General features: G+C 62.6%; 27 protein-coding genes. 16 read left to right on the top strand and 11 right to left on the bottom strand.

The features are described 5' to 3' along the window. The first annotated feature begins 43 nt into the window (after positions 1-43). The 7 genes from DQG18_RS06030 (at position 44) to DQG18_RS06000 (ending at position 5,677) form a co-directional block, all read left to right on the top strand. A complete protein-coding gene (locus DQG18_RS06030; RefSeq protein WP_116653314.1) occupies positions 44-442 on the top strand; it encodes a PTS sugar transporter subunit IIA in 399 nt (132 codons plus the stop codon). Beyond that, complete coding sequence (locus DQG18_RS06025) at positions 439-759, top strand: HPr family phosphocarrier protein (RefSeq protein WP_116653313.1); 321 nt, start codon at positions 439-441, stop codon at positions 757-759. Before DQG18_RS06030 ends, DQG18_RS06025 begins: the two co-directional genes overlap by 4 nt. A 258-nt stretch (positions 760-1,017) precedes the next feature. Then, the gene (locus tag DQG18_RS06020; protein WP_245958378.1) at positions 1,018-2,187 is read left to right on the top strand and encodes an ABC transporter substrate-binding protein; all 1,170 of its coding nucleotides are present in this window, start codon (positions 1,018-1,020) and stop codon (positions 2,185-2,187) included. A 153-nt stretch (positions 2,188-2,340) separates the two neighbouring features. Then, positions 2,341-3,204, top strand: a complete 864-nt coding sequence (locus DQG18_RS06015) for a branched-chain amino acid ABC transporter permease (RefSeq protein ID WP_116653312.1) — start codon at positions 2,341-2,343, stop codon at positions 3,202-3,204. 13 nt (positions 3,205-3,217) lie between these two features. Then, positions 3,218-4,213, top strand: a complete 996-nt coding sequence (locus DQG18_RS06010) for a branched-chain amino acid ABC transporter permease (RefSeq protein ID WP_198669671.1) — start codon at positions 3,218-3,220, stop codon at positions 4,211-4,213. After that, the gene (locus tag DQG18_RS06005; protein ID WP_116653310.1) at positions 4,210-4,968 is read left to right on the top strand and encodes an ABC transporter ATP-binding protein; all 759 of its coding nucleotides are present in this window, start codon (positions 4,210-4,212) and stop codon (positions 4,966-4,968) included. The genes DQG18_RS06010 and DQG18_RS06005 overlap by 4 nt, the downstream gene beginning before the upstream one ends. Further along, complete coding sequence (locus tag DQG18_RS06000) at positions 4,961-5,677, top strand: ABC transporter ATP-binding protein (protein ID WP_116653309.1); 717 nt, start codon at positions 4,961-4,963, stop codon at positions 5,675-5,677. Before DQG18_RS06005 ends, DQG18_RS06000 begins: the two co-directional genes overlap by 8 nt. 81 nt (positions 5,678-5,758) lie before the next feature. Here the strand turns inward: DQG18_RS06000 and DQG18_RS05995 are convergent, their stop codons facing one another. From DQG18_RS05995 to DQG18_RS05945, 11 genes are all read right to left on the bottom strand, one after another. After that, positions 5,759-6,922, bottom strand: coding sequence for a glycosyltransferase (locus DQG18_RS05995; RefSeq protein WP_116653308.1), 1,164 nt, complete (start codon positions 6,920-6,922; stop codon positions 5,759-5,761). Beyond that, complete coding sequence (locus DQG18_RS05990) at positions 6,919-8,049, bottom strand: hypothetical protein (RefSeq protein WP_116653307.1); 1,131 nt, start codon at positions 8,047-8,049, stop codon at positions 6,919-6,921. The genes DQG18_RS05995 and DQG18_RS05990 overlap by 4 nt, the downstream gene beginning before the upstream one ends. Further along, on the bottom strand, positions 8,046-8,759 hold the full coding sequence (locus tag DQG18_RS05985) for a sulfotransferase domain-containing protein (RefSeq protein WP_157970023.1): 714 nt from the start codon (positions 8,757-8,759) through the stop codon (positions 8,046-8,048). The genes DQG18_RS05990 and DQG18_RS05985 overlap by 4 nt, the downstream gene beginning before the upstream one ends. Before the next feature lie 71 nt (positions 8,760-8,830). Then, a complete protein-coding gene (locus DQG18_RS05980; RefSeq protein WP_116653305.1) occupies positions 8,831-10,135 on the bottom strand; it encodes a lipopolysaccharide biosynthesis protein in 1,305 nt (434 codons plus the stop codon). After that, a complete protein-coding gene (locus DQG18_RS05975; RefSeq protein ID WP_198669670.1) occupies positions 10,132-10,869 on the bottom strand; it encodes a WecB/TagA/CpsF family glycosyltransferase in 738 nt (245 codons plus the stop codon). Before DQG18_RS05975 ends, DQG18_RS05980 begins: the two co-directional genes overlap by 4 nt. Positions 10,870-10,904: 35 nt before the next feature. Further along, positions 10,905-11,879 (bottom strand): NAD-dependent epimerase/dehydratase family protein, encoded by a 975-nt coding sequence (locus DQG18_RS05970; protein ID WP_116653303.1) that lies wholly within the window; start codon positions 11,877-11,879, stop codon positions 10,905-10,907. A 51-nt stretch (positions 11,880-11,930) separates the two neighbouring features. Next, on the bottom strand, positions 11,931-13,367 hold the full coding sequence (locus DQG18_RS05965) for a mannose-1-phosphate guanylyltransferase/mannose-6-phosphate isomerase (RefSeq protein ID WP_116653302.1): 1,437 nt from the start codon (positions 13,365-13,367) through the stop codon (positions 11,931-11,933). Next, positions 13,364-14,794, bottom strand: a complete 1,431-nt coding sequence (locus tag DQG18_RS05960; protein WP_116653301.1) for a phosphohexomutase domain-containing protein — start codon at positions 14,792-14,794, stop codon at positions 13,364-13,366. Before DQG18_RS05960 ends, DQG18_RS05965 begins: the two co-directional genes overlap by 4 nt. 140 nt (positions 14,795-14,934) lie before the next feature. Continuing rightward, on the bottom strand, positions 14,935-15,738 hold the full coding sequence (locus DQG18_RS05955) for a sugar transferase (RefSeq protein ID WP_245958377.1): 804 nt from the start codon (positions 15,736-15,738) through the stop codon (positions 14,935-14,937). Positions 15,739-15,963: 225 nt separating this feature from the next. Further along, a complete protein-coding gene (locus DQG18_RS05950; protein ID WP_116653300.1) occupies positions 15,964-16,518 on the bottom strand; it encodes a TadE/TadG family type IV pilus assembly protein in 555 nt (184 codons plus the stop codon). Positions 16,519-16,633: 115 nt separating this feature from the next. Continuing rightward, positions 16,634-17,095 carry a pilus assembly protein N-terminal domain-containing protein gene (locus DQG18_RS05945; protein WP_116653299.1) on the bottom strand — a complete coding sequence of 154 codons (462 nt, stop codon included), beginning with the start codon at positions 17,093-17,095 and terminating at the stop codon, positions 16,634-16,636. A 457-nt stretch (positions 17,096-17,552) separates the two neighbouring features. Here DQG18_RS05945 and DQG18_RS05940 point away from each other — a divergent pair, with 457 nt between their 5' ends. The 9 genes from DQG18_RS05940 to DQG18_RS05900 all read left to right on the top strand — a co-directional run bounded on the left by DQG18_RS05940 (position 17,553) and on the right by DQG18_RS05900 (position 25,978). Continuing rightward, entirely contained in the window at positions 17,553-17,741 is a 189-nt protein-coding gene (locus DQG18_RS05940; RefSeq protein ID WP_116653298.1) for a Flp family type IVb pilin, read from the top strand. A 138-nt stretch (positions 17,742-17,879) separates the two neighbouring features. Further along, on the top strand, positions 17,880-18,050 hold the full coding sequence (locus tag DQG18_RS05935; protein WP_116653297.1) for a Flp family type IVb pilin: 171 nt from the start codon (positions 17,880-17,882) through the stop codon (positions 18,048-18,050). Then, positions 18,050-18,604: an A24 family peptidase gene (locus DQG18_RS05930; protein WP_116653296.1), complete on the top strand. Its 555-nt coding sequence runs from the start codon at positions 18,050-18,052 to the stop codon at positions 18,602-18,604. Before DQG18_RS05935 ends, DQG18_RS05930 begins: the two co-directional genes overlap by 1 nt. 295 nt (positions 18,605-18,899) lie before the next feature. Beyond that, positions 18,900-19,808: a Flp pilus assembly protein CpaB gene (gene cpaB, locus DQG18_RS05925; protein ID WP_116653295.1), complete on the top strand. Its 909-nt coding sequence runs from the start codon at positions 18,900-18,902 to the stop codon at positions 19,806-19,808. A gap of 6 nt (positions 19,809-19,814) precedes the next feature. Continuing rightward, positions 19,815-21,194, top strand: coding sequence for a type II and III secretion system protein family protein (locus DQG18_RS05920; protein ID WP_116653294.1), 1,380 nt, complete (start codon positions 19,815-19,817; stop codon positions 21,192-21,194). Between the two features lie 17 nt (positions 21,195-21,211). Further along, positions 21,212-22,492 (top strand): CpaE/TadZ family protein, encoded by a 1,281-nt coding sequence (locus DQG18_RS05915; RefSeq protein ID WP_116653293.1) that lies wholly within the window; start codon positions 21,212-21,214, stop codon positions 22,490-22,492. 20 nt (positions 22,493-22,512) lie between these two features. Next, positions 22,513-24,003 carry a TadA family conjugal transfer-associated ATPase gene (locus DQG18_RS05910; RefSeq protein WP_116653292.1) on the top strand — a complete coding sequence of 497 codons (1,491 nt, stop codon included), beginning with the start codon at positions 22,513-22,515 and terminating at the stop codon, positions 24,001-24,003. Beyond that, complete coding sequence (locus DQG18_RS05905; protein WP_116653291.1) at positions 24,003-24,980, top strand: type II secretion system F family protein; 978 nt, start codon at positions 24,003-24,005, stop codon at positions 24,978-24,980. Before DQG18_RS05910 ends, DQG18_RS05905 begins: the two co-directional genes overlap by 1 nt. Before the next feature lie 14 nt (positions 24,981-24,994). Beyond that, positions 24,995-25,978 carry a type II secretion system F family protein gene (locus DQG18_RS05900; RefSeq protein ID WP_116653290.1) on the top strand — a complete coding sequence of 328 codons (984 nt, stop codon included), beginning with the start codon at positions 24,995-24,997 and terminating at the stop codon, positions 25,976-25,978. Positions 25,979-26,117 lie beyond the last annotated feature (139 nt).

Here is a 26,117-nt window from a genome sequence, read left to right as displayed (position 1 = left end):
TCTCGCGGCGGCCCGGTTTAGAACAGGGATTTAAAGTATCGCAATGATTGGTTTGGTCCTTGTGACCCACGGCAAACTGGCTGAAGAGTTCAAATCCGCGCTCGAGCATGTCGTCGGTCCACAAGAGGCGGTCGCCGCCGTCTCCATCGGTCCGGACGACGACATGGAAGCGCGGCGCAACGATATCATCACCGCTATCGAGACGGTCGAGGAGGGCGAGGGCGTCATCGTCCTCACCGACATGTTCGGTGGCACGCCGTCCAACCTTGCCATCTCGGTGATGCAGGACCGCAATGTCGAGGTGCTGTGCGGGCTCAACCTGCCCATGCTGGTCAAGCTCGCCCGCGTGCGCTCGGACATGGACATCCGCGAGGCGGCCCGCTTTGCGGCCGAGGCGGGGCGCAAATACATCAACGTGGCAAACGATTTCCTCGGCAAATGAACGCGACCAACGATACCGACCGCGCCGTCTGCCAGCGCCTCACCATCTGCAACAAGCGCGGGTTGCACGCCCGCGCCTCCGCGCGGTTCGTAAGGACCGCCGATCATTTCGATGCCAACGTCACCGTTACTCGCGACGGGGTGACGGTGGGCGGCACCTCGATCATGGGGCTGATGATGCTGGCGGCGGGGCCAGGCACCACCATTCTGGTGCAGGCGACCGGTGCCGAGGCCCGTGAGGCGGTCGAGGCGCTTACCGAACTGGTCGAGAACGGGTTTTATGAAGACAATGAAGGCGCGCAGAGCGCCGAGGGCTGAGCAGGCAAAGCCCATTGGCCGCCGCCGGCTCGTCTGATAGGGTGTGCAGCAGTAGGCTTTGTGTACATTGCTGTGATGGAGGATATGACCGGTTTCGCCCGGAGGCGATAATGCTTCTGTCGCTCCGGCGATGGCGGGTAGGTTTTCGCCTCTTGGCGAGAGCACGATATTATGTATACAATTTAGGCAACGACGCTCCGCGCCCGTTCAGCGGCCGCATTCGGGGTTGTCGTCAGGAAGGAACCAAGGGAGGACTTCATGTTGGGAAGAACAACGGCAGCCATCGTGCTGGGCCTGGGAATGGCCTGGGGCTCGGCGGCAATCGCGCAGGATACCGTCAAGGTCGGTGTCATCCTGCCCTATTCGGGCCCGTTCGCGGACGCGGCCAACCAGTTGCAGGCCGGTATCGACCTTTACCTCGCCACCCACGGCAATGAGGTGGCGGGCAAGACGATCGAGATCATCAAGCGTGATACGGGTGGTCCGGCTGCCGACGTGGCGCAACGTCTGGCTCAGGAACTGGTCGTGCGCGACGGCGTCGACATCCTCGCCGGGTTTGCCCTCACCCCTGAAGCGCTCGGCGCGGCTCCCGTCGCCCAGGAAGCGCAAAAGCTGATGGTCGTCATGAACGCGGCCACTTCGGTCGTCACCGAGCAGTCCGACTATATCGTGCGCACCTCGGTCACCATTCCCCAGCTTAACTACGCGCTGGGCCAATGGGCCCATGAAGAGGCCGGGATCAAAGAGGCCTATACGCTGGTTTCCGATTATGGACCGGGCCATGATGCCGAATCCTCATTCTCCCGGGGCTTTACCGAAGTGGGCGGCACGATCCTGGGGTCGGACCGCACCCCGGTCGACAACCCCGACTTTTCGGCCTATGTGCAGCGCGTGCGCGATGCCAATCCCGAGGCGGTCTATATCTTCGTGCCCGGCGGCGCGCAGCCTGCGGCCATCGGCCGTGCGCTGGTCGATCGTGGCCTTGCGCCGCCCGATACCGCGATTTTCGCGCAGGGCGAGTTGACCCACCCCGAGGCGCTGGAATCGATGGGCGAGGACGCCCGTGGCATCATCACCACGTTCCACTACACCCTTGAACGCGACGATCCGCTCAACAATGAATACGTCGCCGGCTATACCGCCGCCAACAATGGCCGCGAGCCGGACCTGTTCTCGATTGGCGGGTATGACGGCATGCACCTGATCTTCGAGACGCTCAAGGCGACCAATGGCGACACCTCCGGCGACGCGCTGGTGGAAGCGGCCAAGGGCATGGCCTGGGAAAGCCCGCGCGGCCCCATGTCGATCGATCCCGAGACCCGCGACGTCATCCAGACGGTCTATATCCGCGAGGTTCAGGAAGTGGATGGTGAGCTTGAGAACGTGATCATCCACGAGATCCCCGAGGTCAAGGACCCGCTCCACTAGGCCGCGGCAAGCTATCGCCTTCCGCCCCGACCGGGGCGGAAGGCTCCTTGCAAGGCCCGCATCGGGGCCGGCCCTTCTTTCCCTCGCCCGCCGAAGCCGGGCTCCCTCGGTATCGGCCATGACCATCATCACGCTCAGGACAGGTCCACGCCCATGATCGGCCAGATCGCCATTGTGCTGTTCGACGGGTTCGCCTTCGGCATGCTGCTGTTCCTGCTTTCGGTGGGACTGTCGGTGACGCTGGGGCTGATGGGGTTCATCAACCTCGCCCATGGCGCCTTCGGCATGCTGGGGGGCTATGTCACGGTGCTGGTGATGCGCCAGCTCGGCCTGCCGTTCCTTGCAGCGCTTCCCCTCGCCTTCATCGCCGCCGCACTCGCCTCGGTGGTTCTCGAGCGCACGCTCTTTCGCCGGCTCTATAAGGCAGGAGAACTCAATCAGGTGCTGTTCACCATCGGGCTGGTCTTTGTTTCCATCGCGCTTGCCACCCTTTTGTTCGGTACCGTCCAGCAGGTCATCATCCTGCCCTCGTGGCTCAGGGGGTCGGTCGAATTCGCGGGGCTGAACTTCACCTCCTACCGCGTCTTCCTGATCGTCGTGGCGCTGATCGTTACCGCTGTTCTCGTCTTCGGGCTCGAGCGCACCCGGCTGGGCGCGCAGATTCGCGCCTCGGTCGACAACCAGCGCGTCGCGCAGGGGTTGGGTTTGAATGTCGAGCGGGTCTTTGCCATCACCTTCGCGCTCGGTAGCGGTCTTGCGGGACTGGGCGGCGCGCTCGCCATCGATATCGTGGGGCTGTCGCCCTCATTTGCCCTGCATTTTCTCGTTTATGTGCTCATCGTGGTTTCGGTGGGCGGCCTTGGCTCGATCACCGGCTCTTTCGTGGGCGCGGCCCTGTTGGGGATCGGGGACGTGGCGGGGAAATATTTCCTGCCCGAGTTCGGGGGATTCTTCATCTACCTGTTCCTCGTGGCGATCCTTCTGGTGAGGCCCGCGGGCCTTTTCGGCAAGCGTTAGGAGGGGCCGGCCGATGCGCGTACCCGAACCCGCCCCCAAATCACTTTCGCCCAGGGACTGGATGAAACGCCAGAGCCGCTGGTCGGTCTATGAACTGATTGCCTGGGCCGCCGCGATTACGCCGTTTTTCCTGTTCCCGACCTATCTTCCGCTGGCCAACCAGATCGCCATTGCCGCGCTCTTTGCCCTCTCGGTCGACCTGATCCTGGGCTATGCGGGGATCGTTACCCTCGGGCACGCCATGTTCTTCGGGCTGGGCGCCTATTTTGCCGGGATCATATCGGTTCATGGCTGGGGCGAGCCGATCACCGGGCTGTTGATGGCCGGGACCTTTGCAGGGCTCGTCGGCTTTGTCTCCAGCTTCCTCATTACGCGCGTCCAGCATCTGGCGCTCATCATGGTGACGCTCGGGCTGGGGTATCTGACCCTTGAACTGGCCAACGCCATGAGTTGGCTGACCGGGGGAACCGATGGCCTGCGCGGCATGAACCGCTGGCCGATTTTCGATACCTTCCGCTTCGATCTTTGGGGCTATACGGCCTATTCCTATTCGCTGGTCGTGCTCTTTATCTGCTTTTTGCTCAGCCGGCGCCTCGTCAATTCCTCCTTCGGGCTGGCCCTGCGCGGGGTGCGCGAGAACATCAAGCGCATGCCTGCCATCGGCTCGGACCACAAATGGCACCTGCGCAAGATCTATACGATTTCCGCCGCGATGGCCGGGCTGGCGGGCGCACTGACAGCACAGACCACCAATGTCGTGGGCATGGATGCCTTGTCCTTCCAGCGCTCTGCCGACGTTGTCGTCATGCTCATCTTGGGTGGCACCGGACGGCTTTACGGCGCGATCCTTGGTGCCTTCATTTACTTCGTGGCACGCGACCAACTGGCCGGGATCAATCCGCAATACTGGTATTTCGGCATCGGCGTGCTGCTGATGCTCGTCGTGCTCTTCATGCCCAAGGGTATTCTGGGTTTTCTTGCCGGTCTTGTCGAAAGGCGGGGGAAATGAGCGAGGCGACCCTGTCCCTTTCGACCGCGGGTCTCACCCGGAGCTTTGGCAAGCTCGAAGTGACCCGTGATGTCTCGATCTCGCTGCCACAGGGCGCGCGTCACGCGCTGATCGGTCCCAACGGGGCGGGCAAGACGACCCTCATCAACCTCATCACGGGGCAATTGCGCCCCGATGCCGGTTCGATCGCGCTCAACGGCGAGGATATCACCGCGCTTTCGCCGCAGGCGCGCGTCCGGCGCGGGCTGGCCCGCACCTTCCAGATCAATACCCTGTTCCCCGACCTGGCCCCCATCGAAGCGGTGACACTCGCCATCCTTGAGCGCGAGGGCAGGGCGGGCCAGTTCTGGCGCAGGCTCACCGGGCACGCCGAGGCGATCGATGAGGCCCACGGCATTCTCGACCAGCTCGGCCTTGCCGATGCCGCGACCCGCACCACGCGCCATCTGGCCTATGGCCAGCAGCGCCTGCTCGAAATCGCGCTGGCGCTGGCAACAAGGCCCCGCGTTCTTTTGCTCGACGAGCCAGCTGCGGGCGTGCCCAAGGACGAAAGCGCGGCGCTGTTCTCGGTCATCTCGGCGCTGCCGCGCGATATCTCGGTGCTGTTCATCGAGCACGATATGGACATCGTCTTCAAATTCGCCTCGCGCATCACCGTGCTCGTATCCGGCGCGGTGCTGCTCGAGGCCGATCCCGAAATCGTGCGCACCGACCCGCGCGTGCGCAAAGTCTATCTGGGGCAGGGTCATGGCTGAGCCGCTTCTTGAGTTCATCGATGTGCGCTCAGGCTATGGCGAGGCCGTGGTGCTCGACGGGGTTTCCCTGCAATTGCCCGCCAACGGTACGCTGGCGCTTCTGGGCCGCAACGGCGTGGGCAAGACGACGCTGCTGTTGACCGCCATGGGGTTCGTAACGGTTTCGCGCGGCGCCATCCGCCTTGCGGGCGAGGATATCTCGAAACTTGCCCCCCATAAGCGTTCGCATTCGGGACTCGGCTGGGTGCCCCAGGAACGCGACATCTTCCCCTCGCTGTCGGTCGAGGAGAACCTCACCGTTGCCGCCCGGCCTGGCCGCTGGGATGTCGAGGCGATCTACGGGGTCTTCCCGCGCCTCAAGGAACGCCGCACCAATATGGGCAACCAGCTTTCGGGCGGTGAGCAGCAGATGCTGGCCATAGCCCGCACGCTGATGACCAATCCCAAACTCCTTCTGCTCGACGAGCCGTTCGAGGGGCTTGCGCCCATCATCATCGAGGAACTGACGCTGGCGGTGCGGAAAATGACCGAGGACGAGGGCATTGCCATGATCCTCGTCGAACAGCACGCCCCGGTGGCGCTGGCGCTCACCACCAATGCCATCATCATCGAACGCGGCCGCATCGCCCACAGCGCCCCTTCGGCAGAACTTTTGCAGGATCACGATGCCCTCGACCGCTATCTGGGCCTGAAACTCGGGGAGGGGTGACGAGGGGCAAAGACAAGGAAATGCCTTACGCATCTATCTTCTCCGTCATTGCCCGACGGGGTGTGTTTTAAGACTTGTCTTTCAACCCATCCGGGCCGTTATTATAGCTTCGGCATAAATGCGCTCGAGCTGAGCCAGATTGGTTTCGGGTCTGTAATGGGTCTCGTAGCTGGCGCGGGCGCCGGCGGCGAGGCGTTGCAGGGCGGCGGGATCGGCCAATAGCGCCTTTACCATTACCGCAAGGTTCTGCGCATCGCCGGGGACAAAATGACTGCCGTTCCGGCCCGGAACGACAATCTCGGCCAGCGAGCCGATGTTGGAGGCGATGATGGGCAGCCCGGCGGCGAACGCTTCAGCCACCACCATCGGAAAGCCCTCATACCAGAGGGAAGGCACGATGAGTGCCTGCGCCTTTGCCATATGCAGGGCAATCTCCTCCGGCTCTTGCGCGCCGGTAAACATGACGTTGGCCGGGGCAAGCGCGCGCATGCTTTCAAGCTCGGGGCCGCTGCCCGCGATGGTCAGCGGGAACATGGGCAATCGCCTCCATGCCTTGATGAGTGTTTCGACGCCTTTTTCGGGAGAAAGCCGCCCGACGAACAGCGCCCCGTGGCGCGCATCGGCCGGGGCTGAGGTGCGTGCGACGAAATTGGGTTTGACCGCGATGCGGTCCGCCGGGAGGCCGCTTGCGATGAACTTTTTGCGCGCAAAGGCGGTGAGGGCGATGTACCGATGCACATGGCTGTGCCACATGCCGACGCGAAAGGCGCGTTCCTGCATGCGCACCACCGCCAGCGAGCCGGGGAAGGACCCCCGATAGCACCGGTGAGCGACACCCCAGAAACGACTGCCCGCAAGGCATTTTTCACAGATCGAACCTTTGCGGAACAACCGGGCATTGGCGCAGACCAGCCGGTAATTGTGCAGCGTCTGGACGACCGGTAGCCCCATCTCCGCCGCTGCCTCGTGGATTGCCGGGGTGAGGAGGGGAAAGAAATTATGGATATGGACGAGGTCGGGACGTTCCCTGGCGACCAGGTCAGCAAGCCATTCTTTGCGCTTGGGATCATATGGGGCATTGAGAAAGGTTGTTGCCCGGGCGGCCAATCCGGAAATGGCGTGGTTGGAAACCGTTTCCACTCGTACCCTGTGCCCGGCGCCGCGCAGCAACGCGCTTTCGGCGGCGACCACCGCGTCCTCGCCGCCCGTTTGCTGGTAGGAGTTGTGAAGGATGAGGATATTCATCCCGCCTCCGGTTTTTCTTGCGTGCGCAGGCAGAAGATGAGGACAAACCAATAAAAGGAATAGGTGAGGACGTTGTCGGTCAAAAAGCAGATGGCTGTATAAAGGATCAGGAGCCCGGCGAGGGGGCTCGATGAGATGGCGCGATGCATCAGGAACAGGGCGGTTGCCGCGCCAAAGATGCCGTATTCGGAGACGATGCGCAGATAATCATTGTGCATCAGCGGAAACGCGGCATCGATGTACTGGGCGTAAAAATCGAAAAACTGCGTGCTGGACCCCGGCCCGCCGCCGAAAACGATCTGCCATGTATTGTATTGGTCGAGGACGGCGGCGCGGAAATTGAGTTCCATCGCATAGCGGCCTGCCGACAACTGGTTCGGGGAGACAAATATCCCCATGTCGGCAAGGATGCCAGAAACCTGATGAAATACCCAATGGGCGTTGAGGCCGATGGCAAACAACAGGATGATCAGTACCGCGCCGGCGACGACGGGGAAGCGTCCGGCCCTCAAGAGGCCAAAACAGGCGGAAAGCGCCGAGGCAAAAAGGAAGCCGCCCAGGGCGATGCGCTTGTACATCAGCGTCATGGCAAGAACGGCGAGGAGCGCCGCACCCCATTTGCCGCGATAAAGCAAGAGCAGACCGCCGAGCGGAATAGCCAGCCCGACGCTCGCTTCCGCCGCGCTGCGGCTGGTATCGAGCGAAACGGCGAAAAGCGGAGCGTCGGATCGGGATATGAGGATCGCGATGCCGGCAAAGACCGATAAAAGGAACGTATAGGGAAAGCCCCAATGCACCCGGAACCGGACGGATGCGAGGAAAATGGGAAGCGAGATGAAGATCATGTCCCTGATGGCGAAGGAAACGTCATCCGTGCCCAGCGATAATGCCGCGCCATAAACACCATAGAGGCACAACAGCGCAATCGTCTTCGGATTGAATGTGAGGGCTTTGCGGGCCAGCAGCTCGAACACGATGAGGACTGGCGTCGTATAGATGGCCCAGCGCCCCGGATGGCCGACCGGCAGGGTGACATAGAGCGCAAGGAGCGCGCAGAAGAGAAGCGGAGCGAAAACGATCGTGCTGGGTGGTGCGCCCTCATCGGCTGTGTCGGTGGGGATCGTCATCTCGGCCCCGCCTTGTGGTAGCCGAAACACGCAAAATGATCGGCGCAATAGTCGTAAATCTTCTCGGCCACGGCGGGGGTCATACCGTCGCGCCAGGCATCGATGATGCCGCTGTGAAAGGTCTGGCTCGCCGCCGATACGGCATTCCGGGCGACGTTCCGGACGAGGCGGTCGTCGGTTCGGGGGAAGAGGAAGCCATAGAGCCGCGTGATTTCCTCTGTTCTTTTTTGCAGGTCGAGGCTTGCAAGGTCCTCGTAACGAACGATCAGCACATCGTCATGCTCGCTCCAGCCCGAATAGCGGCAGCAGGTGTCGATAAAGGTCTCTCCGCCCCAGCAGACCGGCTCGTAAAGGCAAAAGTCGAGCGCGTAATCAAGATTGCGCCCCCGGACGTGGCGGTGGAATTCATGGCGCTCATTGCCAAGGATATAGCGGGCCTGCGACAGAACGATTGCTCGTGGGTCGCGGACCATCAGGATATGCCTGACGTCGTGGATGCGGATGGCGTCGTGGGTCGCAGGGTCATAATCGGCATGAACGAGCAGCATCCGGCCCCGCGCGAGATGCGCAATGCTTTTCTCCCAGCCGCCATGGGCCGTGATGTTGGCGGAGAACAGCTTTTTCCTGAAAACCCGGGATATTTGCGGGTGCAAGCAGAGGATACGTTCGAGCAGGTGCGTTCCGCTCTTGGGGATCGCATTGGCGAACACTTTTGGCGCATCCCCCGGCCATGGAGCCGGGATAAAGCGGGCCGCGCTCCAATATAGCCTGCGCGCCGTTTTCATGCGGATGCCCGGTTATGGCATTCAACGGTTCCGCGCCCCATCAACGCCGGAAGACAGGCGGCGGCGAAGGCGTTCGCGAGGAGGATCGCCGCAGGGATCAAAAGGAACTGATCGAAGGCGATGGCGAGGGCAACGATTGCCATGGAGGTTATCGTGCCAACCAGATTTTCCAGAAAGGCAAGGCCCGGCCGCTCGGTTGCCAGAAAGAAGACCGAATGATTGACGCGCACGAGGCGGGCGTAGTTGGCCAGGGAAAACATGACGAATACGATGAGGGCGTCAGGGCCGCGATCGAAGCGGAACATCGAGGTGAGGTAAGGAAAGGCGGCGATGCAAAGGCAGGTGATGAGGAGGTAAAGCGCGGTGGAAACGCGCATCGATGACGTGACGAGCTTTCTCAGTTCCCTTACGCCGTTGCGGGCATAGGTAGCCGAGGCCATGACGGGCAGCACCTGATTGAGCGCGTTGAGCGGCAGGTTGAGGACATTGGCGAGGGACTGGACCGCCCGCAACAGCCCCAGCGCGCTTTCCCCGAAAAAACCGGTGGCGGCGATCATCGGCAGATGGGATTGCGCCGTTTCGGCCAGAACGCCGGGCGTCATCCATTTGATGAAATTCCAGTGCCGTGGCCAGACCGTGCGCGCAAGGCGGCTGGACCAGCCGGTGGCGCCGTAGCGCGGCAATCCGGCAAGGCAACCGGCCAGCCCGCCCACGGCCAGAGTGTAAAGAGCGGAATAGGCCGAAAACCCTTCGCCCCCGGAAAGGGCCAGCGCCAGCAGCACCCCAAGCTGCACGGCAAAGCGGACTGCATCGACCATGAAGGCGCGGACCGAGGCATCCTGCACGAGATGATGACGGTGGAAAAAATCGGCGCCGTTCGCGGTAAAATTGGCCAACGCCATGGCCAGCGCCAATTGCGGCAGCCAAGACGCGTCGAGCATTACGCCCAACGGGGTGGCAAGCGCATAGAGCAACAGGCTCGAACCCAGCGAAAAGACCAAGGTGTTGGCAGCGAGAAAGCCGCGATAACCGGCCAGCGCGCGGCGCCCGAGCCTTGGCGCGATGGCGGACATCGGCGCCAGTACCAGCCCGACAAGAAAGTTGCGCGCGATCATCATCAGGATGAAACAGAGGCTGAACTGGCCGAACGCTTCGAGCCCGAGACAGGTGACGACAATGAGCGTCGTTGCGAAATTGGCGCCCGAGGTGACCATCTGGCTGGCCATGACCCAGCGCGGCTGGCGCGAGCCCCGGTAGAGCCTTGCTGCCAGCGCCGACCCCGTTTCCAGCCACGTGCTCATGCCGGCTTGCCCCGGCGTTTCACCGCATCGCGTGCGAGGAGCCAGAGGAAACGCGGCGCGGTGCAAAGATAGCGCTTCCAGAGCCGCCGGGGCTCGCTTGCGAGTCTATGGAGCCATTCGAGCCCGGCCCTGTGCACCCAGCGGGGCGAAAGCCGCACGATCCCGGCGTTGAAATCGAACGCCGCGCCAACCCCGACCATCATGGCATCGATCCGGCCCGTATGGTCGGCCATCCAGTTTTCCTGCTTGGGACATCCCAGCCCCACGAACACCAGCCTTGCGCCGGAAGCCGCGATCGCCCCGGTCATTTCCGTATCTTCCCGTGCGCTTTGTGGGCGAAAGGGTGGGGAGACCGCGTAGGCGATTTCGAGCGCGGGGAACCGGGCCATTAACCGGTGCTGCAACTGGGCAAGCGCGGCGTCGTCCCGGCCCCCGATAAGCGCGATGAGCACCCCTTGCGCCTCGGCGCGGCGGCACAACTCCAGCATGATGTCGGCCCCGTGCATCGTCTCGATATAGGGGACGCCGTGGAAAAGGGCCCGAGCGCGCTGCAGGATGACGCTGTCGGGGATGACCAGTGTTGCCCCGTTCACCTTTGCGGCGAACCGGGGGTTGTCATGGACCCGCACGCATTGGTGGACATCGGTGATGCAGCAATAGCCCGGCTGGCCGCTCGCCGCCCGGTCCATGATGTGCGCAAGGTAGGTTTGCGGTTCGGCGTAATCGAGCCGCATGCCAAGCATCCGATGACTGTGTGGCGGCCCCGGCATCAGGCGGCCATGCCGCGGCGTATCTGGGCTTCGACCCATTGATAGGTCTTTTCAAGGCCCGCATAGAGCGATCCCTCTGGCCGCCAGCCGAGCTTTTCGGCGATCAGCCGGTTGTCCGAATTGCGCCCGCGCACCCCCGTCGGCCCCGCGATGTGCTTTTTATGCAAGGTCTTGCCGGCGATCTTGCACGCCATGTCGACGAGCTGGTTGATGGTGACCATTTCATCGGACCCGATATTGACCGGGCCCTCGAAACCGGACCGCGTCAGCCGGATCGTCCCTTCGAGGCAATCCTCGATATAAAGGAACGAGCGGGTCTGGAGCCCATCGCCCCAGATTTCGATCTCTCCATGATCAGGGGCCATTGCCACCTTGCGGCAGATCGCGGCGGGAGCCTTTTCCCGGCCACCCTCCCAGGCGGTTTCGGGCCCGAATACATTGTGGTAACGCGCAATGCGGGCGCCGAGGTTGTGGTTGCGGTTATAGGCGAGGAACAGGCGCTCGGAAAAAAGCTTCTCCCAGCCATATTCGCTGTCGGGCGCCGCCGGATAGGCCGACGCTTCCGCGCAATCGGGCGTGTGGGGGTCCTGCTGGTTATGGGCGGGATAGATACAGGCCGAGGACGAATAGAACACCCGCCCCACCTTGCGCCTGTGGCACAGCGCGGCGATGTTGAGGTTGATGGTCGCCGAATTGCTCATGATGTCGGCGTCGTGCTCGCCGGTGAAGATATAGCCCGCCCCACCCATATCGGCGGCAAGCTGATAGACCTCGTCGAAGGGACGGTCGATCACCCGGTCGCACACATCCTTGTCGCGTAGATCGCCGATGAGGAAATCGTCGGCGGCGGTGTCGCTGAATGGGGGATAGCGAAGGTCCGCGCCGCGCACCCAGAGCCCCTCGGCCTTGAGCCGCCTGACCAGATGGCTGCCGATAAAGCCGCCCGCCCCGCACACCAGCGCGGTCCTTGCCATGTTCTGCCCCCTCGTTTGCGCTGCCCCTCCCCGGGCAGGCCTTGTGCCCGCTCAACTGCGCCCGAATTCGTCCTCGATCCTTATGATGTCGTCCTCGCCCAGATAGGAGCCTGACTGCACCTCGATCAATTCGAGCACGATCTTGCCCGGATTGTGCAGCCGATGGATCTCCCCTTGCGGGATATAGACGCTTTCGTTTTCGCCCAGCGTCATCACCTTGTCCCCGATCTGGACCTCCGCGGTGCCCTTTACCACCACCCAATGCTCGGAGCGGTGGTGGTGCTTTTGCAGCGAAAGGCGCTTGCCGGGTTTGACGAACAGCTTTTTCACCTGAAACCGCTCGCCATTGAGCACCGATGAATAGCCGCCCCATGGCCGGTAGCTGGTCTGGTGGGTTTCGATGAGCGCCGCCGTCTCGGCCCGCGCGCCCAGTGCCTTGACCACCGCCCCAACGTTCTGCGCCATCGAGAGCCGCCCCACAAATACGGCGTCCTCCGAAGCGATGACCGCGATGTCCTCGACCCCGTCGACCGCCACATGGAGCTTTTCGGAAATGACCAGCGTGTCCCGTGAGTTGGTGAGGCTCGCGGGCCCACGCGTGATATTGCCCGCCACATCGCGCGCGCTGGCCTTCCATACCGCATCCCACGAGCCGAGATCCGACCAGGTGATAGGCGCGGGGACGACGGCGGCGTCGGCGGTCTTTTCAAAGATCGCGTAATCGACCGAAATATCGGGCGCGGTGGCAAAGCTCTCCCGGTCGAGCCTTAGAAAGTCGAGGTCCTCGCGGGCCTTTTCGACGGCGGCGCTGGCGGCGGCGAGGACGTCGGGCGCATGTTGCGCGCATTCGGCGAGGAAGCGTTCCGCACCAAACAGGAACATGCCCGAGTTCCAGTAAAAATTGCCCGAGGCCAGCATCTGGGCGGCGCGGGGGGCGTCGGGCTTTTCAACGAAGCGCTGTACCCTGTTGGCGCCCGTCCCCAGCGCCTCGCCCGCCTCGATATAGCCGAACCCGGTGGCCGGTTCGGTGGGCGTGATGCCGAAGGTCACCAGATGCCCCTCGCGCGCGGCGGCAATCGCGACATCGAGCGCGGCGTGGTAGGCGGCATCGGGCACGATGTCGTGGTCCGAGGGCAGGATATGCAAAAGTTTATCGCCGTCCCGCCCGGCCAGTACCGCTGCAGCGGCAATGGCGGGCGCGGTGTTGCGCGCCACGGGTTCAAGCAGGATGGCCTTGAGTTCCACTCCCGCCTCGAGCGCCTGCTCGGCGACGAGAAAACGGTAATCCTCATTGGTGATGACGATGGGCGCACCATAGCGCGCCGGGTCATCGAGCCGCCTGAGGGTGAGCTGGAACAGGCTCAGATCGCCGGTCAGCGGCAGGAATTGCTTGGGGCGCGCGGCGCGCGACATGGGCCAGAGCCGCGTGCCCTTGCCCCCGGCAAGGATGACGGGCACCACGCGATCGTCCCGGTCCGGTGTCGTCATGATCGTTCCTCTTGCGCGATGACTCGCCGCATGCCTGCGAGTACCGAGGAGAGCAGGCTTTCGGTCGTATCCACATCGCCGGTTTCGATATAGCACCGCATTTCCGGCGCGTTGCCCGACTGGCGGAAGTGGATCACCTCGCCGCCGGAAAGCGTCATCCGTAGGCCATCGCGCGTGTCGATGCCAGCGGGCTCGGCAAGCGCTGGATGGATGGATGCGCGCGTCCCGGAGGAGGCGAGGACGGCGGAGAGGAACGCCTTGCCGGTGTCGGGTGCAACGTCTTTGAGCCGGTCGGCGCGCATGAAGCGCGGGGGGAGCAGGGCGGCAAGCGAAGATAGTGGCATGCCTTCCCTTCTGGCCGAAAAAAGAACGGCGAGAATGGGAAGGACGGCATCGCGCGTTGGCAGGGCGGCAAGAACCTGCTTTCCCATCTGGACGGGGGACTGGAGCAGGAAGCCGCCATTGGCCTCGAACCCGGCGATGGTGCGGTCCTGGCGCATCTCCCGCATGGCGGAAACGACATAGGGCGAGCCGATGCGGGTGCGCTCCATGTGGTTGAACCACCCCGATTGCTCGATCGCGGTGGTCGAGGTCAGCGGGGTAACAACGCTATCCACCGCAAGGAGCCGCGCGGTGAGCGCGCCGAGGATATCGCCATTGATCTGCCTGCCGGTCTCATCGATCACCAGTGGCCGGTCCCCGTCGCCATCGGTGGAGACAACCGCATCGAGCCCATGGCGGGAGATCTGCTCTTTGGCGCGGACGATATCATCGGGCGCAAGGGCTTCGGTGTCGACGGCAATGAACCTCTCCATGCGGCGAAAGACAAAGCACTGCGCACCGAGCGCGGTGAGGATTTCGACCAGCAGGTCGCGCCCAACCGCCGAATGAAGGTCCACCCCGATCCTGAGCCCGGTCAGCGCATCGGGTGGAAAGGCGTTGCGGTAGCGGGCCACGTATTGGGCGGCCACCGCCGGCTCGGCATCGGGCAGGCGCGTGGGTTCAAGTTCGCCGTTCTCCAACAGGCGCCGGGCGGCCTCGCGCTGCACGGGCTCTTCGTCTTCCTTGAGCAATTCCCCGTCGCGGCGATAGAATTTGAGCCCGTTATGGCTTTCCGGGATATGGCTGCCCGTCACCATCACGCCCGGCCAGTTGCGGGCCATGGCATAGGCGGCAAGCGCCGGGGTCGGTACGGTCCCTGCGTAAACGGGATTAAACCCCGCCCGCCCGGCGGCGGCAACGCACAGCGCGGCGATGCGCGGGCTCGAAGCGCGCAGATCCGCCCCGATCAGCACGGTTTTTCCCCCGCCTGTGCCAACCCGCGCAAGGAATGCCCCGACATAGGCATCGACGCGGCGCGGGGAAAATCCTTCCGCCGGGCCACGCAGCCCCGAGGTTCCAAAGGATATGGCAGGGATATCAGCCATACCGGCCTCTCCTTGATAGATGTCCATCGCCGCTCCGCCGCGCCTTTGCTCGCGTGCAGCGGCCAGACCCCGACATAGCAGAACGAGCGCGTCTGGCTACCGTCTGTGTAACGAGGATGTATCTCCTGCCCGAACGCATCCTAGCTGCCCGAGCCGCCGGCAATCTCGCGGACCACGGTCCTTGCGATGATCCTGATGTCGAGCCAGAGGGAAAAATTGGCGATATAGGCGAGATCGTGATCGATCCGGGCGCGCGCAAGGCGCGGGTCATCGGTAGGCCCGCGATAGCCATTGGCCTGTGCCCAGCCCGACAACCCCGGCTTGACGACGTGGCGCCGCTGATAATAGCCGACCAGCCTTTCGTAAGGGATGCCTCCGCCCGATATGCCGATGGGGTGCGGGCGCGGGCCGACGAGCGACATCTCACCCTTGAGGATATTGAAGAGCTGGGGAAGCTCATCGATATTGGCGCGCCGGATGAAGCGCCCGAAAGCATTGACCCGCCGGTCTCCGTTCACCGTTTGGGCAAGGCCGGTCGGATCGCACCGGCCCCAATACATCGAACGGAACTTGTAGATGCGGAATGGCCGGCCACCGACCCCCTCGCGCATCTGGCTAAAGAGCACCGGCCCAGGGCTCGCCGCCTTGATGATCGCGGCAACGGCGAGCATCAGCGGCGCCAGGGCCAGCAGCGCCAACAGGGACAAGATGATGTCCATGGCGCGCTTGCCTACGAGGAGCGCGTGGCGTGGCGGCGAGCTCGACACCGGCATGGCCCCGTCGAAAACCAGCGGCAGGCCGGAAACGTCCCTTACGGTCTGGCGGGCGTAATAAGGAGAAGTGGTGGCAACCGACGTGCCGCCAAAGTCTTTTGCGGCAATTTCCCCGGCAAGCCATGGTGCAGAACAGTAATCGAGCGTCCTGATCGCCGCTTTTTCTGACATTTTGCCCCTCCCGATCCGGGGCCGAAGTCAAAAGACAGGGGCCGTGGATCGTCCGCCCCTAAGTATAGTTCACGTCAGTAAAAGACTCCATTGGCTGTTTACGTTTCATTAACCATTCGCCCCGATGCGCGCTTTATTGCGTCCCTGTCGCCCTCGTTGTCCCCAGGGTTATCCAGAGGGGCGTGGACTGACTTGACTCGGCAGGCGGGGCAGGAAAAGCCCGGGTTAGCTGAACGGCTCGTTGCGGAAGACGCGGGTGGCGCTCAGGAGGCGCTTGCCATCAGCGGTCACCCCGGCCATCAGGCCCGGAATGGTGATGATGGTGGGCCACTTGTAATAGGCTTCGACGACGACGGTATCCGTCCCCGTGCCGGGTACGAAAGGTTCGTTTATCGTCCAGTCGCCGCTATCGGGGTCGATCGGTGCGCTGCCGGTGGAAAAATCCGAAAAGGTATCGATCTGGCGCACCGATACGCGCAGGCCGTCGCAATCGAACATCCCGTGGAGCCGCCCGCACAGCGCTTGCTTGTATTGTGCCGATGACATGCCCTGTTGCTGGGCCTGACCGGTGCGGATCAGCCTTGCGGTGTCGTGGACGGCGCTGTCGAGCATCTGGCCGGCAAAGAACACCAGCGCCGTTTCCATCGCCGCCCCGATGATGGCAAAAAAGACCGGAGCGAGGATGGCGAACTCGATGGCGGTCGCGCCGCCCTCGCCGCGCCTGAAACGGCGCGCCACAAGGCGTGTCAATGAAATAAAGCTGCGGTTTGCCGATCTCATGGGTCCAGCCGGTGCCAATGCCGATTTGGGCGGCAAATGTAGGCACCGGGCCCCTAATGCAATCTTAGGAGAGCCGTTAAAGTTCCCTCGATCGGGGATCAGGGTAAACGAAAACTTAGCGCGCTGCCTCGTTGACCATGGAGCTCGAGCCGATGACGGTCGAGGTATAGGACGGGTCATCGCCCAGCATTATGGTAGGCTGGCAGGTCGGCGCGCAGGAAAGCGAGGTGCGCTGGGCGCCCATGAACATGGTCACCGTGTCGCTCGAGAGCTGGGTCACCTCGACCACGGTGTCTGCGATGGGATCGCCCCGGCCATCGAGGATGATCATGTTGGTGCGCCCGAAACTCTTGCCGGTGAGAACGAGCGTCTGTGGGTCCTGGATGGTGACGTCGGCAACGGCGGGGTTGCCTATGATCACCGTTGCGGCGGGCGCCGAAAGGCGCAGCACGCGCGCCATGTTGGCATTGACCGAAACCAGCGTCGTCTCGTCGCTGGCCGTGGCGGGCGCGATGCCGGTGAGGGCTGAGACTGTAAGGCCCGCAGCAATCAACGCGCTGCGCATAAAACTCGGCATGGCACTTTCCCGTCGGTAAGGGGCAAACCCGCTATGGTTACCCGATCATGGCGGGCAATGGTTTATATTTGGCAAATGAGTGTTGGCGGCCTGTGGCGCGCTCGATGCCCATCCCCCGTCGTCACCCGGTTTATCCGGGTGACCCATACCGATCTCCACGAGCGTTTGAACTCATGGAAAGCCCTGCTCTGGATCATCCGGATAAACCGGGTGACGACGGGGAAGGTGGGGCGCGCCGTGCGAGGGCGGCGGCCTTGCGCCCTTCAGGAATATTTCAATTTGTAACGATTGCAATAACCATTCAATAATCATGAATAGTGTTGCCGCGAATGCTGGCGGTTTGCTGCATCGGATTAACTCAATTTCAACCGCTAAAGACTAGCGTTGGTGCGAGTTCGATGTGTGACGCGTCGAACGATGCAGTCACGTGTGAGGACGCACGAACAAGGAGTGAGTTATGAGTCTCTTCAAGAAGTTTGCCGCCGACGAATCCGGCGCAACGGCGATCGAGTATGGGCTGATTGCGGCGCTGATTTCCGTCGTGATTATTGGGGTTGTCTTTACGCTCGGTGATAACCTGCAAACTACATTTGAAACAATCGGCGATTGTTTGGGCGATCCCAATTCTACTAATTGCCCCGAATAATTTAGTATTCTAATGATGGCATACGTAAGAGGGGGTTGAAAAACCCCCTTTTTTAGTGAGATTTTTTTAAAAAGTAATCGCTACGCTGATCAAATCCACAGGGCGAATTTTGCCGCGCATGGATACTGGAGCGATCAAATGTTCTTGAAATTCTTCTCCGATGAGAACGGTGCAACAGCAATTGAATACGCCTTGATCGCCTCGGTAACCTCAATCGTGATTATTGCAGCGCTTATTCTTATAAATGAAAATTTAACCGGTATGTATGAAACCGTTCGCGACGCGGTTTCGGGCGCCCTGGGTAGGTAATGGATATCTTGAATACGCTTGTTGTCTTCATCTTTCCCATATTGATGCTCATTTCGGCATTCTATGATCTCTTGACCATGCGCATTCCCAACATACTCGTAGGGCTGGTCACCTTAGCGTTCTTCGGTACAGCCCTTCTCATGGGAATGGGGTTTCCCGGTATTGGCTGGCATCTGGCCGCCGGTGCGGTCGTGTTGGCCGTCACCTTTACCTTCTTCGCATTAGGCTGGATCGGTGGGGGGGATGCAAAATTAGCCGCTGGAATTGCGCTTTGGTTCGGGTTTGACCTGCTTTTACCTTTTCTGCTTTACGCAGCGATAGTCGGTGGTGTGTTGACGCTGATTATCTTGGTGAGTCGTCGTTTCATGTTGCCCGCATCTTTTTTGCGTGTCGGTTGGATCGTCAAGTTGCACAATGAAAAGACCGGAATCCCCTACGGCATCGCGCTGGCTGCCGCCGCGCTGATGGTCTATCCTCAGACGCCGATCTTCAAGCATTTTGCAGACGTCCCGTCTCAGTCCGAGGTGCTGTTCGAGCAGTTGCAGAGTCTTTAGCGCGGCTGGTGGTTCGGCGTCTGTGGGGATAGACAGGACTAACCCTCCCGCCGATCGCTTCTCCGGCGAAAGCCGGAGTCCATGCTTGTTCATTCCTCGTTGTGGATGGACGGCTCTGGGTCCCGGCTTTCGCCGGGACAGCGAGAAGAGAGTCGTTCCGGCACCAAACGGGACTCTCTAAACCATTGGTTAACCTTTAGAAAAAAGCCGTAATTAACCAAGTTTTGACGCTTCTTGCGCATAGTTTCGCCTCAAATCCCGCCTGCCGCGAGCGGCGGTACCAGGAGTTAAGGCGATGAAACCGGCGCGTATTCTGCTTATCGTTGTTGCCCTCGTGGCCGGGGGGCTCGCGGCGTTTCTTGCTACCCGTGGCGGCAATACCCCCGCGCCCCAGGCCGTCGAGGTCGCCGAGACGCGGCCCGAGACGAGGGACCGCGTGCTGGTGGCCACCCGCGCCATCGGGCTCGGGCAGCGCCTCACCGCCAATGACGTTGCCTGGCAGGACTGGCCCGAAGGCGCGCTGCGCGCCGAATACATCACCGCCGGGCAGGTGCCCGACGCGCCGACCCAGATCGCCGGGGCGGTGGCGCGGTTCGAGTTCTTCCCCGGCGAGCCGATCCGCGAAGCCAAGCTCGTCCGCTCCGAACAGGGTTATCTTTCCGCCGTCATCACCGAGGGCATGCGCGCCGTTTCGATCCCCGTAACCCCCGAATCCGCCTCGGGCGGCTATATCGTGCCCAACGACCGGGTCGATGTGGTCCTGACGCGCTCCGGCTCGGCCTTTTCGGAAACCATTCTGGCCAATGTGCGCGTGCTCGCCATCGGCAAGCGGCTGGGCGAGGTGGGAGAGACCGCCGGCACGGCCAACCCGCAGGAGCCGACCTCGCAGGTCTTTGAGGGCAGCCAGATCGCAACGCTCGAATTGTCCCCCACCCAATCCGAAACCATTCTCAACGCGAGTTCGGGGGGGCGGCTGGCGCTGGTCCTGCGCTCGGTGGTCGATTTCGCGCAAAGCCCCTCCGCCGAACAGGGCCGCACCCAGGCGGTGCGCCTCATCCGTTACGGCCAGACCGAGGCGGTCATGTCGGGCAGTTATCAGGGCTCGGACCCCGCGGCCCAGTCCGGCCGCAGCATCAGCGCCATGACCGCGGAACCAGAACCCGCCGTGCCCCCCGCGACCCAAGAGACGATCGAGCTGAGATAGGGACCGATGATGTTTGATATCCGCATGCTCAAGGGTGTTTTCCTGCCCCGTGCCCGCCATCTCGGCGCGGCGCTTCTGGCTCTCGGGCTTACGCTTGGCGTCCAGCCGGTGCTTGCCAGTTCCTCGGCCCATCTTTTGATCGGCCACAACGAGATCGGCCGCACCCAGCACATCGAGATCGGGGTCAACAAGTCGATCATCATCGACCTGCCGCTCGAAGCGGGCGAGGTCATCGTCTCCCAGCCTGAGGTCGCCAACGCGATTATGCGCACCCGTTCGCGCGCTGTCATTCAGGGCATGGCGGCGGGGGAAACGAACATCTTCTTTCTGGACCCCAGCGGGTCGGGCATCGCGGTGATCGAGATTTCGGTCGCCCAGGATTCCTCGGGCCTTGCGGCCACCATCAACCGCCTGCTGCCGGGCGCGCGGGTCCAGGTGCAATCCTTTTCCAACTCCGTCATCCTTTCGGGCGACGTCCAGTCGGGCGACGACATGGAAAAGGCCGTGGCGATCGCCGCCCAATATGTGGGCGGGGATCAGAACGTCACCTCGGTCATCAACGTGGCTGGCGGCCAGCAGGTGGCGCTGAAAGTCGTCGTTGCCGAGATCAAGCGCGACGCGGCGCGCGCGCTGGGGATCAATCTCTCCGGTTCGCTGTCGGTCGGCGCGCTCAATCTGGGCCTCAATTCCAATCCTCCCGTGGGGGATACGGTGGGCGCCTACCGTGGCGATTTCACTCAGGGCAATTTCTCCGTCAACGCCTCGCTGCGGGCGCTACAGAACCGCGACGCGCTGCGCCTTCTGGCCGAACCTGTCCTCACCGCCATGTCGGGGCAAGCGGCCAACTTTCATGTGGGCGGCGAATTGCCGATCCGGGTCACCAAGGACGGCGAGACGAGCTATGACTATAAGGAATACGGCATCAAGCTCGATTTCACACCCACCGTGCGCTCGAACGGTTTGATCGCGCTCGACATCGATACGGAGGTTTCCGAAGTCTCCGATACGATAACCGGCGCGCTCAACACCCGGAGCGCCGCCACCTCGGTCGAGTTGCCCGCCTACCAGACGCTGGCCATCGCGGGACTTCTCGAAGAGCGCACCCGCCGCCAGATCAACCAGTTGCCCGGTCTTGGCAATATCCCGATCCTGGGGGCGCTGTTCCGCTCATATGAATACAGCACTTCTCAGACCGAACTGGTGATCCTCGTAACGCCAATGATCGCGCAGCCGACCCACGCCCAGCCGCAATTGCCCACCGATACCTATGTACCGTCGTCCGATGCCGAGGCGATGTTTCTTGGCCGCATGGAAAGCCTTTATGGCGTGAGCGGGGGGCATGGCGGCGGCCAGTTCCGTGGCTCGGTCGGGTTCGTGCTGGATTGAGCCGGGGGAACGATAAGATGAGCTTTCTCGATAACGACAGGCCCGAAACCGCCAGGGATGTGCCGCCCGCCGAAGCCCCGAGCGGCGCGCGGCTGGTGCCGCGCGTCACCATCCAGGCGTTTTGCGAGCAGTCCCAGACCGCCCAGATGATCGAGGACGCAGCCCTCGACCGGCGTATGGCCAAGGTGGCGCTGACGACCCATAATGGCGGGCTTGAGGGGGCGGTGGAGACCTACCGCACCAACCCCACGCCCAACCTCGTCATCGTCGAAACGACGCTTCCCGCCGAAACCATGCTCGGTGCGCTCGCGCGGCTCGCCGAAGTGTGCGACGCCTCGACCCGCGTCATCGTCATCGGCCATGTCAACGATGTGGTGCTCTATCGCGAACTGATGCGGGCAGGGGTGTCGGACTATATCGTGACGCCGACCACAACGCCTGCGCTGGTCAACGCGATCTCCGAGCTGTTCGCTGGCGAAGGGGCCGCCCCCATCGGGCGCACCATCGCTTTTGTCGGCGCCAAAGGCGGTTCGGGCTCCTCGACCATTTCCCATAATGTTGCCTGGTCGGTCGCCCGTGCCATCCGTCAGGACGTGCTGGTGCTCGATCTCGACCTGCCGTTCGGCACGGTCGGGCTCAATTTCAACCAGGACCCCCCCCAGGGCATGGGCGATGCGGTGTTTGCCAACGAGAAGATGGACGCGGTGATGCTCGACCGGCTGATGAGCAAGGCCGCCGCCCACGTCAATCTCCTGACCGCTCCGGCAACGCTCGAACGTACATACGATCTTGACGAGCGCAGTTTTGAGCAGATCATCGAGTTGAGCCAGAAGCAGGTGCCCTGCGTCATCCTCGATATCCCCCACATCTGGACCGACTGGGTGCGCTATACGCTGGCGGCGGTCGATGAGGTGGTGATCATTGCCGAGCCCGACCTTGCGAACCTGCGCAACGCCAAGAGCCTCGCCGATGTCGTCAAGGGCCTGCGGCCCGGCGAAAGCGAGCCGTTGCTGGTCATCAACAAGGCGGGCATCCCCCGCCGCCCCGAAATCCCCGCCGAGGAATTTGCCGCGACCATCGAATGCCGGCTGATCGGGCAGATCGCCTTCGAGGCGGCGTTGTTCGGTACGGCGGCCAATAACGGGCAGATGATTGCCGAGGTCTCCGCAACCCACAAGATCAACGATCTGTTGCGCACCATCGGGCTTGAGGTGACCGGCCGCAGCGCCGCCGAAGCCCAGTCGCGGGCGGCGGGCCTCAAGATCCCCGGATTGCTGCGCAAGCTCAAGCGGGCCTAAAGGGGAAGGAACCGGACCAGATGTTTGGCAAGCGCACCAGTTTTGGCGGCAATACGCAAAGCGCGCCTCCCCCTTCGCGCCCGGTGGAGGAGCCCAGGCCCACCCCGCAGGCCGAGGCTCCGGCGCCCGAGGCGCGGCCTGCGCCTGCGCAACAGCAGGCCAAGCCGCCGCGCGAGGAGGTGATGGATATCCACGCCACCGAATCGGCGGCACGCGACAAGAACTATTTCCAGACCAAGTCCTCGATCTTCAACGCGCTGATCGATTCGATCGATCTGTCCCAGCTTGCGGCGATGGATCAAATCTCGGCGCGCGAGGAAATCCGCGATATCGTCGCCGAGATCATCGCGCTCAAGAATTTCGTCATGTCGATCGCCGAGCAGGAAGACCTGCTCGAGGATATCTGCAACGACGTCCTCGGCTACGGCCCGCTCGAACCGCTCCTTGCCCGCGACGACATCGCAGACATCATGGTCAACGGCGCCCACCGTTGCTACATCGAAGTGGGTGGCAAGGTGAAGCTCACCAATGTGCGCTTCCGCGACGATGCGCACCTGATGAACGTCTGCCAGCGCATCGTGTCCCAGGTCGGCCGCCGGGTCGATGAATCCTCGCCCATATGCGACGCGCGCCTGCCCGACGGCTCGCGCGTCAACGTCATCGCACCTCCGCTCTCGATCGATGGCCCCGCACTCACCATCCGTAAGTTCAAGAAAGACAAGCTGACCCTCAACCAGTTGATGAAGTTCGGCTCTATCTCTCCCGAGGGTGCTGAGGTGTTGCGCGTTCTGGGCCGTATCCGCGCCAACGTGCTGATCTCGGGCGGCACGGGGTCGGGCAAGACGACACTTTTGAACTGTCTCACAGCCTTTATCGAAAAGGACGAGCGCGTCATCACCTGCGAGGACTCCGCCGAACTCCAGCTCCAGCAGCCTCATGTGGTGCGGCTGGAAACCCGCCCGCCAAACCTGGAGGGCGAGGGCGAGATCACCATGCGCGAATTGGTCAGGAACTGCCTGCGTATGCGGCCCGAGCGCATCATCGTGGGCGAGGTGCGCGGCTCGGAAGCCTTTGACCTGCTTCAGGCCATGAACACGGGCCATGACGGCTCGATGGGCACGCTCCACGCCAACTCCCCACGCGAGGCGCTTTCGCGCCTTGAATCGATGATCACCATGGGTGGCTTTGCGCTACCCAGCCGCACCATCCGTGAGATGATCGTCTCGTCCATCGACGTCATCGTACAGGCCGCACGCCTGCGCGACGGTTCGCGCCGCATCACCCACATTTCCGAAGTGCTGGGCATGGAAGGCGACGTGATCGTCACCCAGGACGTCTTTCTTTACGACATCCTTGGCGAAGACGCCGCCGGCAACCTTCTGGGCCGTCACCGCTCTACCGGCATCACCAAGCCAAACTTCACCGAGAAGGCACGCTATTTCAACGAGGAAGCCGCGCTCGTCGACGCGCTCGAACGGGCCAATGTCGAACATATGGATATGATGCGCTGATGTCTCCGCTCGTTCTCGGCATTCTGGTCGTCATCTGCATCGGCGCGCTGGGCTTTGCGTTCGTGCCCGCGCTTGCGGGGGGCGGGCGCGCCGAAAAGCGCAGGAAGGCGCTGAAGGGCGACGTCACCGTGCACCGGCAGGCGGTCAGTGCGCAAAAGACGCGCGAGACCCGCCGCCGCACCGTACAGGATGCGCTCAAGGCCCAGACCGACCAGCTTAACGCCCGTAAGGCCAAGACCAACCTGCGCTCGCGGCTCTTCCAGTCCGGCAGCAAGACCGACGTGCGCGCATGGGTGCGCAATTGCATCATCTTCGGAGCGGTGCTGTTTATCGTGTTGTTCGTCCTGCAGGTGCCGATACTCTTTGCGGCTGTCTTTGCGGTCGCCGGGGCCTATGTGCTACCCAACATGTATCTGGCCAACCGCCGAAAGTCCTATCAGAACAAATATCTAGACGAACTGCCCAATGCGGTCGAGGCCATCGTGCGGGGCGTCAAGTCGGGCCTGCCGCTCAACGATTCCATCCGGCTGGTCGCCCGCGAGGTCAAGGAACCGGTTCGCTCCGAGTTCACCCGTGTTCTCGAACAGCAATCGATCGGCCGCACCATCCAGGAGGCGGTCGAGATCCTGTTCGAGCGGGTGCCGCTCCCGGAGGTCAATTTCTTCATCGTCGTCATCACCGTCCAGCAGCAATCGGGCGGTAATCTCTCCGAGGCGCTGGGCAACCTTGCAGGGGTGCTGCGTGACCGCAAGAAGATGAAGGCCAAGGTCAAGGCCATGAGTTCGGAAGCTAAGGCCTCGGCGCTGATCATCGGCTCGCTGCCCCTGTTCGTTGCCGGCGCGGTGTCGGTCATCAGCCCCAACTATCTGATGCCGCTGTTCACCACCAACGGTGGGCTCATCTGCCTGGGTGTCGCCGCGCTCATGCTGGCGGCGGGCACCTTCGTCATGAACCGCATGATCCAGTTCGACTATTAGGAGTTTTTGCGCCCGTGTCCCTTGCCGACCAGATCGTCAGACCTGAATTCCTGACCGCGGTTTTCGCGGCGATATCGGCTGCCGCGATCGTCTTTACGTTCGGTGCCCACCTTGCCGAGCGGATCGAGCGCAAGGACCGCATGAAGCGTGTCGCGACCGAACGCGAACAGATGCGCGCGAGGGAAATGGCGCGCCTGCGCAATCAGGAAGCGGCCAAGGCGCAGGGACGCAATATCCGCGGGGCGGAAAGCAAGACCTACATGAAGGATGTGGTCGATCGCTTTTCGCTCCAGAAGGCCTTCATGGACGAGCACACGGTCGACCGGCTCGCCCAGTCCGGCCAGCGCGGGCAGGCGGCGCTCACGCGTCACCTGTTCATGCGTTTCGTGAGCCCGATCGTGCTGTTCGTTCTTGCAGCCGTTTATCTTCTGCTCATCATTCCCGGCGACCGTCCGCCCTTCCTCAACATGATCTATGCGATGGGTGTGGGGCTTGTGGGAGCCTATCTGCCGGTGCTGCTGCTGCGCAACCGTATCGACAAGCGGCAGGCTTCGATCAAGAAGGCCTGGCCAGATGCGCTCGACCTGATGCTGCTCTGCGTCGAGGCGGGCATGTCCATCGAGCACGCCATCAAACGCGTCGCCAAGGAAATCGGGCTGCAAAGTCCCGAGCTTGCCGAGGAACTGACGCTGACGACCGCCGAATTGTCATTTCTCGAAGACCGCACCCGCGCCTTCGAGAACCTTGGCCGCCGCACGGGGCTCGACGGCGTGCGCTCGGTGATGACCGCGCTCATCCAGGCCGACCGCTACGGTACTTCGGTCGGTCAGGCGCTGCGCGTCATGGCGGTCGAGGGCCGCGACCAGCGCATGATGGAAGCGGAAAAAAAGGCGGCGGCCCTGCCCCCCAAGATGACCGTGCCGCTGATCCTGTTCTTCCTGCCGGTCCTGTTCATCGTCATCATGGCTCCTGCCATCATCACGGCGATGTCGCTTTAAGAACACTGGTTCCGGATGGCTGCTGCAGATATCGCTGCACCCCTCATCCGACCTTTCGCTTGCGCGAAAGCCCACCTTCTCCCTCAGGGGGAGAAGGGCAACCCTGCGTATGTCTCGGCTTACACGCCCCCCTCTCCCC

It is taken from the genome of Pelagibacterium sediminicola (assembly GCF_003390885.1).
Taxonomy (GTDB): Bacteria; Pseudomonadota; Alphaproteobacteria; order Rhizobiales; family Devosiaceae; genus Pelagibacterium; species Pelagibacterium sediminicola.
This window is presented reverse-complemented; position numbering and strand designations above follow the sequence as displayed.